This is a genomic window from Streptomyces sp. cmx-18-6 (assembly GCF_046548915.1).
In the GTDB taxonomy this organism is placed as follows: Bacteria; Actinomycetota; Actinomycetes; order Streptomycetales; family Streptomycetaceae; genus Streptomyces.
Genome location: NZ_JAEBEP010000011.1, coordinates 155,265 through 169,624, shown reverse-complemented (window position 1 = coordinate 169,624; position 14,360 = coordinate 155,265). Strand labels below are relative to the sequence as shown.

Sequence of the window (14,360 nt, the reverse complement as noted above, 5' to 3'; positions counted from 1 at the left end):
GCGCCCCGGCCCGGCCGCGGCGATAGCCTCGCCCCATGAGCCGCCCGCCCACCTTCACCCCGCCCGCCTGCGCCACGTCCCGCGTCCTGCGCACCGAGCGCGGCGACTTCGCCGTCCTGGACGCCGTACCGCGCACTCCCGCACGGGCCACCGCCCTCCTGCTGCCCGGGTACACCGGCAGCAAGGAGGACTTCATCGCCCTGCTCGAACCGCTGTGCGCGGCCGGGTACCGGGTGGTCTCCGTCGACGGACGCGGGCAGTACGAGTCCGAGGGCACGGGCCGCCAGGAGACGTATGCACAAGGGGAGTTGGCCCGTGACGTGCTCGCCCAGGCGGCGGCGCTGAGCGGCGTCGGCGAGACGCTGCACCTGCTCGGGCACTCGCTCGGCGGCCAGATCTCCCGCGCCGCCGTCCTGCTGGACGCCGCTCCGTTCCGCTCGCTGACGCTGATGTCCTCCGGCCCCGCCGAAGTGGTCGCCGCCCAGCGGGACAAGCTGAAGATGCTGAGCGACGCGCTGTCCGTGCTCACCATGGACGAGGTGTGGGAGGCGATGCGGGCGCTGGAACCGCCCCAGGAGGCGGACGTCGGCGACGGCGAGGACCTGCGCCGCCGCTGGCTGCTCCACGACCCCGCCCAGCTGATCGCCGCCGGCGCCCAGCTGTCCGCCGAACCGGACCGGGTGGACGAGCTGGCCGCCCTGGGGCTGCCCGTCCACGTCCTGTCCGGCGAGCGCGACGACGTATGGCCAGTGGAGCAGTTCGACGCGATGGCCCGCCGCCTCGGGGCGCGCCGCACCACGATCGCCGGGGCCGAGCACTCCCCCAACACCGCCCGCCCGCACGAGACCGCCGAGGCGCTCGCCGCGTTCTGGGACGGCGTGCCGGCCGCCTGAGAGCCCCGCGCGGACGACGTGCCGGCCGCCTGAGAGCCCCGCGCGGACGACGTGCCGACCGGCTGAGAGCCCCGCGCGGACGGCGCGCCGACCGGCTGATCCCTGCACGGACGCCGTGCCGGTCGGCTGAGACTCCGTGGTGAGGGCGCTGCTCAGTACTGCGACTGGAGGTGCTGCCAGAAGCCGTCGCGCAGCGCCCGGCGCAGGTGCGCGTGGCCGCGCAGCGAGTGCTGGAGCAGGCGTTCGGCCTCCACCAGCAGGTCCTGGTCGACGGAGCCCGGCAGATAGGGGTGGCCGGGCAGCAGGTCGGCGAGGGACTCCCGGCCGCGCGCGGCGAGCCAGGCGGCGGCGATCTGCGCGCCGACGAAGCGGACGTCGTCCCGTGCGGGGGCCGGGGTGTCGTCCTCGTACGTCGTGACGGGCCGCCGGGTGACGTAGGGGCGGCAGAAGTCGAGGTCGAAGGTGCGCTGGCTGTCGACCTCCCAGAGCAGCGGCTCCGCCTGGTTGCGGCCTTCGGCGGCCTCGATGCCCCAGAGGTGGACGCGGGCCCCGTAGCCCTGGGCCGCCTCGACCGCCGAGACCAGGTCCTCGTCGCCGCCGATGAGCGCCGCGTCGCTGATGGCGCGGTGCCGGGCGAGCGATTCGAGGTCGGTGCGGATGAGGGAGTCGACGCCCTTCTGCTGGTTGTTGGCGTTGAGGTTGCCCAGGCGCACCTTGACGTCCGGCAGTTCGGCGATCGCCTGCTGCTCGGTGGTGTGGATGCGCCGCCTGGCCCCGTCGTACCAGTACACGCGCAGCAGCCTGCTGTCCGCGAAGATCGTGCGGGCCCGGTCGATGAACGCCTCGATCAGCCCCTCGGCGTCGAGGTCGAAGGAACGCCGGTCCTCGGTGCCGGTGACGAGCAGCCCGGCGGCGGCGTACACATAGCCCGCGTCCACGAAGATGGCGTGCGTCGAGGGGGTCTTGGAGACCTCGACGAGCATGCGCTGGAGCAGCTCGTTGGTGCGGTCCAGGCGCTCGGCGATATCGGCCGGGACGGGGAACTGCGGCTCCGCCGCGCTCATACGAACCTCATGGTCTGTGTACAGATGACTACGGGCGGGTACTTAGACATCCAAAAAATTTCCTTAGCGTAGGGAATGTTTGTACCGGACAAGCCGTTGTCACATTCGTGGAACGCGAGGGAAGCCTCGCGTTCCTATCCTCGCGGGTGGGCCACATCGCCCGCGCCAGTAGTTCTCCAGCAGGAGGATCGGACGAAGGGAAGCCCCATGCGCTTCGAGATCACGCGACTCGACGACGTCGACGGTACCGCCGTGGACAGCACCGTCGTGGACGCCGCCTCCGTCAACCGGATCGTGCGGCAGGCCGCGGCAATCGGCCAGCGCATCTACATCCGGCCGGCCGACAGCTCGGCTTCGTAGCACTCCAAGCCGACAGCTTGGCTTCGTAACGCTTCAGGCCGACAGCTCGGCTTCGAAACGCTCCAGGCCGACAGCTCGGCTTCGTAACGCTCCATGGGCATCTGACGCCTGATCACGCATTGCGCCGCCGAAGACGAAGCGCCCCCGCAGGGATGGTCCGTGCGGGGGCGCTGTGGCGTCCGGGGCGTGACAGGGCGGGCGGCGGGTTCAGGCGTTCTGGATGACCTGGGTGACGCCGTTGATGATCTGCTGCACGGCGATGGCCGAGAGCATCATGCCCGCGAGCCGGGTCACCAGGACCACCCCGCCGTCCTTGATGATCCGGATGATCACCAGCGAGTAGCGCATCGCCAGCCAGAGCACCACGTGCATGGCCGCGATCGCGGACCACACCGAGAGCTGGCCGCCGAAACCGTCGGCGTGCTGCACGGCCAGGATCACCGAGACGATCGCGCCGGGCCCGGCCAGCAGCGGCATGCCCAGCGGTACGAGCGCCACGTTGACGTCCTTGGTCTGCGTCGGCTCGTCCGTCTTGCCGGTCAGCAGGTCCAGCGCGATGAGCAGCAGCAGGAGCCCGCCCGCGATCATCAGGGCGGGCACCGAGACATGCAGGTAGTCGAGGATCTGCTGGCCGAGCAGACCGAAGACGGCGATCACGCCGAAGGCGACCGCGACGGCCTGGAGCGCCATCCTGCGCTGCACCTTGGCGGGGCGGCCCGCGGTGAGGGCCAGGAAGATCGGGGTGATCCCGGGCGGGTCCATAATCACAAAAAGGGTGAGAAAGAGGGATCCGAAGACAGCGACGTCGAACACAGTGAGCCTTGCGAGAGAAGAGCGAGTGGTACGGGAGGTGCGCGGGTCCGGGCGGCGGACGTCGGCGCGAAGGCGCACGACGGCACGCGAAGAGCGCGCGAGGCGTGGGACGGGGTGCGGCGGGAGCGGAGGGGCTTACTTGCGGCCGGCTCCACCGGCGCCCGGCACCGGGAAGGCTCCCGTGGCGCGCCGGGTGATCTCGCCGTAGATCTCGGGGTCGGTCGTGTACTCGCCGAGCCGCACGGTCTTCCGGCTGCCGTGGTAGTCGCTGGAGCCGGTGGGCAGGAGTCCCAGCTCGCGGGCGAGGCCCCGCAGTCGGGCCCGGGTAGGCTCGTCGTGGTCCATGTGGTCGATCTCGATGCCGTCGAGGCCCGCTGCGGCGAGTGCGGCGATCGTGGCCTCGGGGACCACCTTCCCGCGCTTCGACGCGGCGGGGTGGGCGAAGACGGTGACGCCGCCCGCCGCCTTCACGAGCCGGACCGCCTCGAAGGGGTCGAACTCGTGCTTCGGGGCGGAGGCCCGGCCGCCGCTGCCCAGCCAGTCGGGCGTGAAGGCGTCGGAGACGGTGGGCACGACGCCCAGCTCCACCAGGGCGGCGGCGACGTGCGGACGCCCGACCGAGCTGTCTCCGGCGATGCGGGCGACCTGCTCCCAGGTGATCGGCACGTCGAGCGCGCGGAGCTTGCGGACCATCTCCTGGGCGCGGGGCACCCGGCCGTCGCGTACGCGTTCGCGCGCGCGGTCCAGCTCGGGTTCGGCGGGGTCGAAGAGGTACGCCAGCATGTGCATGCTCACGCCGTCGACGCGGCAGGAGAGCTCGGCGCCGGTGACGAGGGTGAGCCCTTCGGGCAGCGCGTCGATGGCCTGCTTGTAGCCGCCCACGGTGTCGTGGTCGGTGAGGGCGACGACGTCCAGCCCCGCGGCGGCGGCGTGGGCGACCAGCTCGGCGGGGGTGTCCGTACCGTCCGAAGCGGTGGAGTGGGTGTGCAGGTCGATGCGCACGACGCTTGGCTCCGGGGCTCGCGGGCGGACGGGGGACCGCTCAAGGGTAACCGCCGCGCACCGGGCCCCCGGCCGGGATCGGCCCCGCTCCGACGTGATCTAGCGCTCGCCCGTCCCCTGCCGGGGCGGGCCCTCAGGCGTGGTGAGCAGGCGCGGGGTGAGCGCCCCGCACGGGACGAGGTCCACCTCTCCCCCGGCGTCGCGCAGATCGGTCAGCACCAGTTCGTCATACATCAGCAGCCCCGACTGCTCGGGCCACAGGATCGCCCAGAGCCACAGCCCGCGCGCCTCGCCCGCGAAGACCGCCCGGTCCCCCGGGGCGTTCTTGACGTGCCAGAGCGGGGTGGGGCGACCGGCGGCGTGCACTTTGGCGTCGGGGGCGGAGTCGACGTTCAGGTGGGGGCCGGGGTCGGGGCCGTCGATTCCGGCGTAGCGGGCGCCGAGTCCGACGCCGAGCTCCTCGGCCACGAGCAGCAGCTCGCCCATGCCCCCCAGCGGACCGGGCCCCGAGCAGGCCACCGCGCTCGCGCGCCCGCCGCTGCGGTCGTCGCCCGCGCTGGCCACTCCGGTGAACAGCCAGCCCACCGGCAGCGGCCAGGGCATCCAGACGGGAACCTGCGCACGGTGCACCACGACGCCGAGCCCCTCGACGCTCGGCGGGATGACCGGCTGCATCGGGTGCACCTGGCCGTGCGCGGAGCACTGCCAGGCGTCGGCGAAAAGACCGGGCGCCCTGACCCGGCCACCGCACTTCGGGCAACTGGGTTCGCCCCTCATAGGGCCCAACGGTCCTCCCCGCCGGTCGCCGCGTCAAGGACGATCACCCGTCCGCAGCGTGGCCGCCGCCGGGACAGTTTAGGTGTAGCTTGCACTTATTAGCTCGCCTAACTTATTCTGTGTATGACACATCGACCTGGCGGAGAGAAGGAGTCGGCCCATGCAGGAAGAGGACCCGTTCGACGAAGGCGCGGGGACGCCGAGCATCCTGCGCCAGCCGAAGGCCGTCTGGGCCACGGCGGGCGCCTCGGTGGTCGCCTTCATGGGGATCGGCCTGGTGGACCCGATCCTGCCGTCCATCGCCCAGGGGCTGGAGGCCACACCCAGTCAGGTGTCGCTGCTGTTCACCTCGTACTTCCTGATCACCGCCGTCGCGATGCTCGTCACCGGCTTCGTCTCCAGCCGCATCGGCGGCCGCAGGACCCTGCTCGCCGGCCTCGCGCTCGTCGTCGTCTTCGCCGCGCTCTCCGGCACCTCGTCCTCCGTCGCCGAACTGGTCGGCTTCCGGGCCGGCTGGGGCCTGGGCAACGCCCTCTTCGTCTCCACCGCGCTCGCGGTGATCGTCGGAGCGGCGGCGGGCGGCAGCGCGGCGGCGATCCTGCTGTACGAGTCGGCGCTCGGCCTCGGCATGGCGTGCGGGCCGCTGCTCGGCGCGCTGCTCGGGGACGCCAGCTGGCGCTACCCGTTCTTCGGCACGGCGGCGCTGATGGCGATCGGCTTCCTCTGCATCGCCGTGTTCCTCAAGGAGCAGCCGAAGCCCGCCCGCAGGACGTCGCTGCTCGACCCGCTGAAGGCGCTGGGCCACGGCGGTCTGGCCTCGGTGGCGGCCTCGGCCTTCTTCTACAACTACGCGTTCTTCACGGTCCTGGCGTTCACGCCGTTCGTGCTGGACATGACCCCGTACACGTCGGGTGCGGTCTTCTTCGCCTGGGGCCTGCTGCTCGCGGTCTTCTCCGTGCTGGTCGCCCCGCGCCTCCAGCGCCGCTTCGGCTCGCTCAAGGTGCTCGGGGCGTCCCTGGTGCTGCTCGCCGCCGACCTGCTGGTCCTCGGTTACGGGAACCACGCCACCGCCGTCGTCGCCACGATCGTCTCCGGCGCGTTCATCGGCATGAACAACACCGTCTACACCGAGCTGGCCCTCGGCGTCTCCGCCGCGCCGCGCCCGGTGGCGAGCGCCGGGTACAACTTCGTCCGCTGGTTCGCGGCCGCCGCCGCCCCCTTCCTCGCCCCGAAGATCGAGGAGTGGAGCGACATCCACATCCCGTTCGTGGTGGCCGCCCTCGCCGCCCTCGCCGGAGCGGCCGTCGTGGGCGTACGGCGTACGGCGCTGACCCACGAGGCCGAGGAGCTGGAGCCGGTCCACGCCCTGGAGGACAGCGTGACGGTCTTCGCCGACCGGTAGGACCGGAGGCCGGGGGGGGCCGGCCGCTCAGTCCAGCGGTACGGAGTTACGCAGCGGATCCCGCAGGTCCGTCCCCTGCGAGAGCCATCGCTCCTGGAGCTCCTGCGCCCCGCGCACCCGCTTCCAGGCGGCCTCGTTGTGGGTCATCGGCAGCAGCGGCAGGAAGCGGACCGGGTCCATCGGCTCGTCCAGCTCCAGGTCCTCCACCAGTCCGCCGGACTCCGCCACCAGCACCGAGGTGAACGGCGCGCCGCTCCACAGCGGCTGCCCGAGGTCCAGCGAGGCCCCCGGGGCCACGATCAGCCCCTCGACCTGCGGGGAGGCGGCCAGCACGGCGAGCGGGCGCAGCACCTGGTCGGTGTCGGCGAGCCCGCCCCGCACCGAGAGGATCAGCTCGGCGCGGGGGCCCTTCACCGGGTCGGCGAGCGGCGAGGTGGGGTCGGCCATGGGCTGCCCGGACATGCCGAGCGTGGCGTAGCGCACCACGTCGCCGTCGAGGAAGCGGAGCACCTCGATACGGTCCGTGCCGAGGAACGTCACATCGGCGCGGGCGTCCGGTTCCCCGAGCGCCGAGCGGAGCCGGGCCTCGACCAGAGCGAGAATTTCTGCCATGCCGCGAGCATAGAGTGCGTACGGAATGGGCAAAGTAAGGGATTCGGCCTGGGTGGCTGATAGCCTGGCCGCCGGTCGGGACAGCACGCAGAAGCGTCGCTCTCTTCGTCCCGACGACACGTCGTCCCCCACGGGGGACCGGCCGGAGGAGGTGGGGACTGCCATGGATCCAAGTCGACCGTGCAGTACCGATCACCCTTCCGCGCACCGCACTTCCCGCTGAACTTCCTCTTGAACTGACGCCTCGTCGGCCGCCCCCCGGCGGCCCCTGACGGTCGTTCGCACCGCGGAAGAGCTCCAGGAAACCCGCGGAAGAGTCTCTCGTTCTTTTGCCTGTCTGTTGCGAACGCCGTCATCGCGCCCGCGCGGTGCCGCCCGCTTTGCGGACGTGAGCACACGTCCTCGTTCCGGGCTGTTCCACGCCCTCGCCGACGGCCCTCCGTGAAGGAGCCAGCCATGTCGATGATCCGTGACCTGCGCGCCGCCGTGCGCCCGTCCCTGCGTCCCTCCCTCCGTAAGAACAGCGCTCCCCACAGCGGTTACGACACCACCCGCGACCCGTCCGCCTCCAGCGCGGTCGTCGACTGCGCGGTCTACCGCAACGGCACCCGCGTCAAGTCGCCCGCGGCCCCGACCCCGCACGAGGCGATGCTCCAGGTGCGCGAGGACGGCGGCTTCGCCTGGATCGGCCTGCACGAGCCGACCGAGGAGGAATTCGCGGGCATCGCCCGGGAGTTCGGGCTCCACCCGCTCGCCGTCGAGGACGCCGTGCACGCCCACCAGCGGCCCAAGCTGGAGCGTTACGACGACACGCTGTTCACCGTCTTCAAGACGATCCACTACGTGGAGCACGCCGAACTGACCGCGACCAGCGAGGTCGTGGAGACCGGCGAGGTGATGTGCTTCACCGGCCGGGACTTCGTCATCACCGTCCGGCACGGCGGCCAGGGCTCTCTGCGCGCCCTGCGCCACCGCCTCCAGGACGACCCCGAGCTCCTCACCAAGGGCCCGTCCGCCGTGCTGCACGCCATCGCCGACCACGTCGTCGACGGGTACATCGCGGTGGCGGAGGCCGTGCAGGACGACATCGACGAGGTGGAGATCGACGTCTTCTCCACCCCGGCGAAGGGCGGCCGGCGCGGCTCGGACGCGGGCCGGATCTACCAGCTCAAGCGCGAGGTGCTGGAGTTCAAGCGGGCCGTCTCGCCGCTGCTGCGCCCGATGCAGCTGCTCAGCGAGCGGCCGATGCGGCTGATCGACCCCGACATCCAGAAGTACTTCCGGGACGTCGCCGACCACCTCGCCCGGGTCCAGGAGGAGGTCATCGGCTTCGACGAGCTGCTGAACTCGATCCTCCAGGCCAACCTGGCGCAGGCGACCGTCACGCAGAACGAGGACATGCGCAAGATCACCTCCTGGGCGGCGATCATCGCCGTGCCCACGATGATCTGCGGGGTCTACGGCATGAACTTCGACTACATGCCGGAGGTGAAGTGGAAGTACGGCTATCCGCTGGTCCTCGGGCTCATCGCGGCGGTCTGCTTCTCCATCCACCGCATCCTGAAGCGCAACGGCTGGCTGTGAGCTCGAAAGGCCATGCGGCAGGCCCTAAGACCCACCGGCAATTGGGGGGTGGAAGAAGGAGCGGGGCTGGGTGCGTGCAGCTGCAAGGCGGAGGATTGAGGCATGGCGGAGCCATGGTGATTGACGACAACGCCGGAGGGGGCCCCTCCCTGCTCGAGCGAAGCCGAGAGCTTGGGGGAGGGCGTGCCCAGCCCCGCGACGCCGCCCCCCAATTGCCGGTGGGTCTAAGCTCCCGCCCATGACTGACGCCGCCGAAGCGCTGCTGGAGAGGGCCCTCGTCGAGGAGGCCACGAAGAAATCCGGCCTCATCTGGGTCCGGGCCGCCGGGCCCGCCCGCGCGGTGTGGCACGTCTGGCACGAGGGCGCGGCGCACCTCGTCGGGGACGGCCCCGGCGAGCAGCCGCTCCCCGAGGGCCTGGCGGACGGCGGCCGCGCCGAGGTGACCGTACGCAGCAAGGACAAGGGCGGCCGGCTCGTCGCCTGGACGGCGGGCGTACGGGTGCTCGCGCCGCACTCCGAGGAGTGGGAGGCGGCCGTCGCCGAGCTGAAGGGCAAGCGGCTGAACGCTCCGGACGCCGAGGTGATGACCGAGCGCTGGGCGCGGGAGTGCGCGGTGGTGCGGCTCACGCCCGAGGCGGTCAGCACGGACCTGCCGGACACCTCGCTGGCCGCGGCCCCGCTGCCGACCGGGGCGACGACCCGGCATCCCGTACCGGCGGGGCTGCCCCGGCTGCTGCTGAAACGACGCCGGGCGCGCTGACGTGCACATGAAGCCGACGTGCGTAAAGGCGTGTATGTCGTGCACGTGAAGCCGACGTATGTCTAAAGGCGCACATAAGGCGTGTATGCCGTGTACGTGAAGGCGTGTGCGCAGAGACGCGTCCCACCCCGCACCGAAGCCGTACGTGAAGACGCGCCGCAAGCGCTGACGCGTCCGTCCGGAGGGCTCAGCCGCAGGACTCGGCTCAGCCCGACGACTTCGGGAGCTGGCCCCCGTAGTCGACGGTGTCGTCGCCCTTCGGGGCCTCCAGCGGGAAGGGGCGCCCCCAGTCGGCCAGGGACACGGTGCCCCCGCCGCCGGCCCGGGCGACGCGCACCGGGTACGGCTTGTTCTCCAGGGAGACGTCGAGCGCGCCGCCCTCGCCCTTGCCGCCCAGCAGCTGGATGGTGCGGTGCCCGGCCACCGTGCCGCGGTCGCCCTTGGTCACCGTGCCGTGCAGCGCGAGCAGACCGTCCAGCAGGACCTTCTTGTCGGTGAAGCCGCGCAGCTGCCGGTAGGTGGGGTCGTCCTGGGGGACCTTCACGTACTTGCCGCCCAGCTTCTCGGCGGCCTCCTGGTCGGAGGGGCCCGCCTTGCCGCCCTCCTCGTGGATCCAGAAGTCGGCGTCGGCCTTGAGGAAGAGTTCGTCCTCGATCCGCAGCAGGACGAAGCTCTGCTTCTTGGAGGAGACCGACCCCGTGCCGCCCTTCGCGCTGAGCTTCATGTTCAGCATGTAGGTGCCGCCCTTGCTCACCAGGGTGCCCGCCAGCCGTACGGTGTCCGCGCTGTCGGCCGCCGCTCGTGTCTTCTCCTCGATCTGCTCCGCCGGCAGTTTCGCGACCCCGTTGGTCCCCTTGTCCGGGTCCTCGTCCGCGCCGCAGGCGGTGAGGCCCGCGACGAGCCCCCCGCAGAGCACGAATACGAGAGCGATCCGGCGGTGAATCCGGACTGCCGGGGCAAAAGAGGTCACGGGCGTACTGCCTCTCAACTGCGATCGGGGGGCAGAGCGCAGCGTACCCGGGCTCCGCGCGCCGTCCGGCAGCCAGCCGTACGGACGGGTCCCCCGGGGCGCGGTGCGGCGGCAGGGGCTAGCCTGATCCCGGTGTACCGGCGAAACGCGCTGGTCGGCGCGGAGGCGTCGGCCCGCGGTGCGCCGGTGGCCGGCCGGACACCGTGGAACGCGACGCGGCCGGGCGCCGTGGAACGGGACGGAAGAGACGGAAGAGGAGGCGGGGCATGGCGGCAGGCGCCCCCAGGATCTTCGTCTCGCACCTCTCCGGGGTGCCGGTCTTCGACCCGAACGGGGACCAGGTCGGCCGGGTCCGTGACCTGGTGGCGATGCTGCGGGTCGGCGGACGGCCGCCGCGCATCCTGGGACTGGTCGTCGAGGTGGTCAGCCGCCGGCGGATCTTCCTGCCGATGACCCGGGTGACGGGCGTCGAGTCCGGCCAGGTCATCACGACCGGCGTGGTCAACATGCGGCGCTTCGAGCAGCGGCCCACCGAACGGCTCGTCCTCGGAGAGTTCCTCGACCGCCGGGTGCGGCTGGTGGAGGATGACGAGGAGGTCACCGTCCTGGACGTGGCGATCCAGCAGCTGCCCGCCCGCCGCGACTGGGAGATCGACAAGTACTTCGTCCGCAAGGGCCGCGGCGGTGCGCTGCGCCGCAAGGGCGAGACGCTGACGGTGGAGTGGTCGGCGGTCAGCGGCTTCTCCCTGGAGGAGCACGGGCAGGGCGCGGAGAACCTGGTCGCCACCTTCGAACGGCTGCGCCCCGCCGACGTCGCCAACGCCCTGCACCACCTCTCCCCCAAGCGCCGGGTCGAGGTGGCCGCCGCGCTCGACGACGACCGGCTCGCCGACGTCCTGGAGGAGCTGCCCGAGGACGACCAGGTGGAGATCCTCGGCAAGCTCAAGGAGGAGCGGGCCGCCGACGTCCTGGAGGCGATGGACCCGGACGACGCGGCCGACCTGCTCTCGGAGCTGCCCGAGGAGGACAAGGAGCGGCTGCTGACGTTGATGCGGCCGGACGACGCGGCCGATGTGCGCCGGCTGATGGCGTACGAGGAGCGGACGGCGGGCGGTCTGATGACGACCGAACCGATCGTGCTGCGCCCGGACGCCACGGTGGCCGACGCGCTGGCCCGGGTCCGCCAGTCGGACCTGTCGCCGGCGCTCGCCGCACAGGTGTACGTGTGCCGCTCCCCCGACGAGACCCCGACCGGGAAGTACCTGGGGACCGTGCACTTCCAGCGGCTGCTGCGCGACCCGCCGTTCACCCTGGTCAGCTCCATCGTCGACAGCGACCTGGTGCCGCTGCCCCCGGACACCCCGCTGCCGACCGTGACCAGCTATCTGGCCGCGTACAACCTGGTCTCGGCGCCCGTCGTGGACGAGAGCGGTTCGCTGCTGGGCGCGGTGACCGTGGACGACGTACTGGACCACCTGCTGCCCGACGACTGGCGCGAGACCGACTTCCACGGCGAGGGGGGCATCCGGCATGGCCGGTGAGGAGCGGTCGAAGGCGTCCTCGACGGGCTCCTCCGGTCTGGTGCGCCCGCCGCGCACCCGGCTCGACCAGCCGAAGTCGCCGCGGCGCAGGCTGCTGCCGGAGTACGACCCGGAGGCGTTCGGCCGGTTCTCCGAGCGGATCGCCCGCTTCCTGGGGACCGGGCGGTTCATCGTCTGGATGACGCTGATCATCATCGTGTGGGTGCTGTGGAACATCTACGCGCCCAAGGATCTGCGGTGGGACGAGTACCCGTTCATCTTCCTGACCCTGATGCTGTCGCTCCAGGCGTCGTACGCGGCCCCGCTGATCCTGCTCGCCCAGAACCGGCAGGACGACCGCGACCGGGTCACCCACGAGCAGGACCGCAAGCAGAACGAGCGCTCCATCGCCGACACCGAATACCTCAGCCGGGAGATCGCGGCACTGCGGATGGGCCTCGGCGAGGTCGCGACGCGGGACTGGATCCGCTCGGAGCTCCAGGACATGGTGAGGGACATGGAGGACCGGCGGATCGTCCGCACGTCCGAGAGTGACGAAGGCGACCGCTGACGGGCTACCCGCCCGTAGGCCCGCGCGCCGTAACATCGTCGGTATGGCTACGGAAGACGCGGTGCGTGAAGCACTGGCGACAGTGAACGACCCGGAGATCCACCGCCCGATCACCGAGCTGGGCATGGTGAAATCGGTCGAGATCGATCCTGACGGTGTAGTCGCTGTCACGGTGTATCTCACGGTCTCCGGCTGTCCGATGCGCGACACGATCACCAGGAACGTGACGGACGCGGTCTCCCGCGTGGAGGGCGTCTCCCGGGTGGAGGTCACCCTCGACGTCATGAGCGACGCCCAGCGCAAGGAGCTGGCGAGCTCGCTGCGCGGCGGAACCGCCGAGCGCGAGGTGCCCTTCGCCAAGCCCGGCTCCCTGACCCGGGTGTACGCGGTCGCCTCCGGCAAGGGCGGCGTCGGCAAGTCCTCGGTGACGGTGAACCTCGCGGCGGCGATGGCGGCGGACGGGCTGAAGGTGGGCGTCGTCGACGCGGACATCTACGGGCACAGCGTGCCCCGGATGCTCGGTGCGGACGGCAGGCCCACCCAGGTCGAGAACATGATCATGCCGCCGTCCGCGCACGGCGTGAAGGTCATCTCCATCGGCATGTTCACCCCGGGCAACGAGCCCGTGGTGTGGCGCGGCCCGATGCTGCACCGGGCGCTCCAGCAGTTCCTCGCCGACGTCTACTGGGGCGACCTGGACGTCCTGCTCCTGGACCTGCCGCCGGGCACCGGCGACATCGCGATCTCGGTGGCGCAGCTCGTGCCGAACGCGGAGATCCTGGTCGTCACGACCCCGCAGCAGGCGGCGGCCGAGGTGGCGGAGCGGGCCGGTTCCATCGCCGTACAGACCCATCAGAAGATCGTCGGCGTCGTGGAGAACATGTCGGGCATGCCGTGCCCGCACTGCGACGAGATGGTCGACGTGTTCGGCTCCGGCGGCGGCGCGCGGGTCGCGGAGGGCCTGACGCGGACGATCGGGGCGCAGGTGCCGGTGCTGGGCTCGATCCCGATCGACGTACGCCTGCGCGAGGGCGGCGACGAGGGCAAGCCGGTCGTCCTGTCCGACCCGGACTCCCCGGCGGGCGCGGCGCTGCGGTCGATCGCGGAGAAGCTGGGGGGCCGTCAGCGCGGTCTGTCGGGCATGTCGCTGGGGATCACCCCGCGCAACAAGTTCTGACCCCACCCGGCCCGTCCGGCGCTGGAGGGCGTCTTTCCCGTCCCCGGCGCCGGACGGGGCCGAGCACATCCAGCCCGTCCGGCGCTTGAGGACGAAGCGGCCCGCCGGCCGCCTCCGGCCTACTCGTACGTCGTGATGTCCTTGATCACCGCGAAGCCGAGCCCGTACGCGCTCATGCCCCGCCCGTACGCCCCGATGTGGACGCCCTCGTGCGCCGATCCGGCGAGCACCCAGCCGAACTCGGACTCCCGGTAGTGGAACTCCACCGGAACCCCGTCCACCGGCAGGGAGAGCGTCGACCAGGGCGCGGAGCCGAGGTCGTCGGCGAGCGTGAACGCCGTCTCGGTCTGCTGGTCCAGCCAGTCGTCGCGCAGCGTGTGGTCCATCTGGGGCGGCCAGGTGTACGCCAGCAGCCCGGAGCCGGCCAGCCAGGCGGCCGAGGAGACCGTCGTGGCGTCCAGGACCCCCGTGCCGTCGCCGCTGCGTCTCACGGGGCTAGCGGCGACCGTGATGACGGCCGCGAACCGCTCCTTCTCGGCGGTGGAGCCGTCCGTCTTCACCGACGGCTCGTCCCCGTGCCCCGTCGAGCCGTGCTGCACCGCGCCGTCCGCCGCCGTGCCGACCTGCATCAGCCAGCGCGGTCCGGTGAACGCCTCGTCCAGCCCGTACCAGGGGAAGGTCGCCTCCAGGTAGCCGTCGACGGTACGCAACCGGGCCGCCGGCGCCTCCTTGGCCGTGACCGTGCCAGGGGCACCGTCCGCATCCACCCGACTCGTCGTCTCCATCTGAGCGGCCGCCTCCTCGATCAGTTCTGATCCGGAGCGGCCCGCCCCCCGCGGGCTTGGGCGTCCTCGC

At 71.7% G+C, this 14,360-nt stretch carries 15 protein-coding genes; 8 read left to right on the top strand and 7 right to left on the bottom strand.

Features of this window, described 5'->3' with window-relative positions:
- Window positions 1–35 precede the first annotated feature (35 nt).
- Window positions 36–893 (top strand): alpha/beta fold hydrolase, encoded by an 858-nt coding sequence (locus tag ACLJPL_RS24945; RefSeq protein WP_411083155.1) that lies wholly within the window; start codon window positions 36–38, stop codon window positions 891–893.
- Between the two features lie 152 nt (window positions 894–1,045).
- Here the strand turns inward: ACLJPL_RS24945 and ACLJPL_RS24940 are convergent, their stop codons facing one another.
- Entirely contained in the window at window positions 1,046–1,957 is a 912-nt protein-coding gene (locus tag ACLJPL_RS24940; RefSeq protein ID WP_411083154.1) for an NYN domain-containing protein, read from the bottom strand.
- Window positions 1,958–2,164: 207 nt separating this feature from the next.
- Here ACLJPL_RS24940 and ACLJPL_RS24935 point away from each other — a divergent pair, with 207 nt between their 5' ends.
- Window positions 2,165–2,317 carry a hypothetical protein gene (locus tag ACLJPL_RS24935; protein WP_411083153.1) on the top strand — a complete coding sequence of 51 codons (153 nt, stop codon included), beginning with the start codon at window positions 2,165–2,167 and terminating at the stop codon, window positions 2,315–2,317.
- Window positions 2,318–2,524: 207 nt separating this feature from the next.
- Here ACLJPL_RS24935 and ACLJPL_RS24930 read toward each other — a convergent pair whose 3' ends face one another.
- From ACLJPL_RS24930 to ACLJPL_RS24920, 3 genes are all read right to left on the bottom strand, one after another.
- Complete coding sequence (locus ACLJPL_RS24930) at window positions 2,525–3,130, bottom strand: MarC family protein (protein WP_411083152.1); 606 nt, start codon at window positions 3,128–3,130, stop codon at window positions 2,525–2,527.
- Between the two features lie 135 nt (window positions 3,131–3,265).
- A complete protein-coding gene (locus tag ACLJPL_RS24925; protein ID WP_411083151.1) occupies window positions 3,266–4,132 on the bottom strand; it encodes a PHP domain-containing protein in 867 nt (288 codons plus the stop codon).
- Between the two features lie 99 nt (window positions 4,133–4,231).
- On the bottom strand, window positions 4,232–4,909 hold the full coding sequence (locus tag ACLJPL_RS24920) for a DUF6758 family protein (protein ID WP_411083150.1): 678 nt from the start codon (window positions 4,907–4,909) through the stop codon (window positions 4,232–4,234).
- A gap of 160 nt (window positions 4,910–5,069) precedes the next feature.
- On the opposite strand from ACLJPL_RS24920, the gene ACLJPL_RS24915 reads away from it, so the two are divergent.
- Window positions 5,070–6,311: an MFS transporter gene (locus tag ACLJPL_RS24915; protein ID WP_411083149.1), complete on the top strand. Its 1,242-nt coding sequence runs from the start codon at window positions 5,070–5,072 to the stop codon at window positions 6,309–6,311.
- Window positions 6,312–6,338: 27 nt separating this feature from the next.
- Here ACLJPL_RS24915 and ACLJPL_RS24910 read toward each other — a convergent pair whose 3' ends face one another.
- Window positions 6,339–6,923 carry a suppressor of fused domain protein gene (locus tag ACLJPL_RS24910; RefSeq protein WP_411083148.1) on the bottom strand — a complete coding sequence of 195 codons (585 nt, stop codon included), beginning with the start codon at window positions 6,921–6,923 and terminating at the stop codon, window positions 6,339–6,341.
- 456 nt (window positions 6,924–7,379) lie between these two features.
- On the opposite strand from ACLJPL_RS24910, the gene ACLJPL_RS24905 reads away from it, so the two are divergent.
- The gene (locus ACLJPL_RS24905; RefSeq protein WP_411083147.1) at window positions 7,380–8,507 is read left to right on the top strand and encodes a magnesium and cobalt transport protein CorA; all 1,128 of its coding nucleotides are present in this window, start codon (window positions 7,380–7,382) and stop codon (window positions 8,505–8,507) included.
- A gap of 238 nt (window positions 8,508–8,745) precedes the next feature.
- On the top strand, window positions 8,746–9,267 hold the full coding sequence (locus ACLJPL_RS24900; protein WP_411083146.1) for a hypothetical protein: 522 nt from the start codon (window positions 8,746–8,748) through the stop codon (window positions 9,265–9,267).
- A 205-nt stretch (window positions 9,268–9,472) separates the two neighbouring features.
- Here the strand turns inward: ACLJPL_RS24900 and ACLJPL_RS24895 are convergent, their stop codons facing one another.
- A complete protein-coding gene (locus ACLJPL_RS24895) occupies window positions 9,473–10,237 on the bottom strand; it encodes a hypothetical protein (RefSeq protein ID WP_411083145.1) in 765 nt (254 codons plus the stop codon).
- Window positions 10,238–10,503: 266 nt separating this feature from the next.
- On the opposite strand from ACLJPL_RS24895, the gene ACLJPL_RS24890 reads away from it, so the two are divergent.
- From ACLJPL_RS24890 to ACLJPL_RS24880, 3 genes are read left to right on the top strand one after another with little or no spacing between them, the layout of a single operon-like run.
- Window positions 10,504–11,778, top strand: coding sequence for a magnesium transporter MgtE N-terminal domain-containing protein (locus tag ACLJPL_RS24890; RefSeq protein WP_411083144.1), 1,275 nt, complete (start codon window positions 10,504–10,506; stop codon window positions 11,776–11,778).
- On the top strand, window positions 11,768–12,328 hold the full coding sequence (locus tag ACLJPL_RS24885) for a DUF1003 domain-containing protein (RefSeq protein WP_411083143.1): 561 nt from the start codon (window positions 11,768–11,770) through the stop codon (window positions 12,326–12,328). Before ACLJPL_RS24890 ends, ACLJPL_RS24885 begins: the two co-directional genes overlap by 11 nt.
- Before the next feature lie 43 nt (window positions 12,329–12,371).
- Complete coding sequence (locus tag ACLJPL_RS24880) at window positions 12,372–13,505, top strand: Mrp/NBP35 family ATP-binding protein (RefSeq protein WP_411083142.1); 1,134 nt, start codon at window positions 12,372–12,374, stop codon at window positions 13,503–13,505.
- Between the two features lie 119 nt (window positions 13,506–13,624).
- Here the strand turns inward: ACLJPL_RS24880 and ACLJPL_RS24875 are convergent, their stop codons facing one another.
- Window positions 13,625–14,290, bottom strand: coding sequence for a hypothetical protein (locus ACLJPL_RS24875; protein WP_411083141.1), 666 nt, complete (start codon window positions 14,288–14,290; stop codon window positions 13,625–13,627).
- Between the last annotated feature and the right edge of the window lie 70 nt (window positions 14,291–14,360).

Bases quoted from the DNA above. Each gene is read 5' to 3' on its own strand.
- ACLJPL_RS24945 (WP_411083155.1), top strand. From the start codon at position 36: ATGAGCCGCCCGCCCACCTTCACCCCGCCCGCCTGCGCCACGTCCCGC.
- ACLJPL_RS24940 (WP_411083154.1), bottom strand. From the start codon at position 1,957: ATGAGCGCGGCGGAGCCGCAGTTCCCCGTCCCGGCCGATATCGCCGAG.
- ACLJPL_RS24935 (WP_411083153.1), top strand. From the start codon at position 2,165: ATGCGCTTCGAGATCACGCGACTCGACGACGTCGACGGTACCGCCGTG.
- ACLJPL_RS24920 (WP_411083150.1), bottom strand. From the start codon at position 4,909: ATGAGGGGCGAACCCAGTTGCCCGAAGTGCGGTGGCCGGGTCAGGGCG.
- ACLJPL_RS24915 (WP_411083149.1), top strand. From the start codon at position 5,070: ATGCAGGAAGAGGACCCGTTCGACGAAGGCGCGGGGACGCCGAGCATC.
- ACLJPL_RS24910 (WP_411083148.1), bottom strand. From the start codon at position 6,923: ATGGCAGAAATTCTCGCTCTGGTCGAGGCCCGGCTCCGCTCGGCGCTC.
- ACLJPL_RS24905 (WP_411083147.1), top strand. From the start codon at position 7,380: ATGTCGATGATCCGTGACCTGCGCGCCGCCGTGCGCCCGTCCCTGCGT.
- ACLJPL_RS24900 (WP_411083146.1), top strand. From the start codon at position 8,746: ATGACTGACGCCGCCGAAGCGCTGCTGGAGAGGGCCCTCGTCGAGGAG.
- ACLJPL_RS24890 (WP_411083144.1), top strand. From the start codon at position 10,504: ATGGCGGCAGGCGCCCCCAGGATCTTCGTCTCGCACCTCTCCGGGGTG.
- ACLJPL_RS24885 (WP_411083143.1), top strand. From the start codon at position 11,768: ATGGCCGGTGAGGAGCGGTCGAAGGCGTCCTCGACGGGCTCCTCCGGT.
- ACLJPL_RS24880 (WP_411083142.1), top strand. From the start codon at position 12,372: ATGGCTACGGAAGACGCGGTGCGTGAAGCACTGGCGACAGTGAACGAC.
- ACLJPL_RS24875 (WP_411083141.1), bottom strand. From the start codon at position 14,290: ATGGAGACGACGAGTCGGGTGGATGCGGACGGTGCCCCTGGCACGGTC.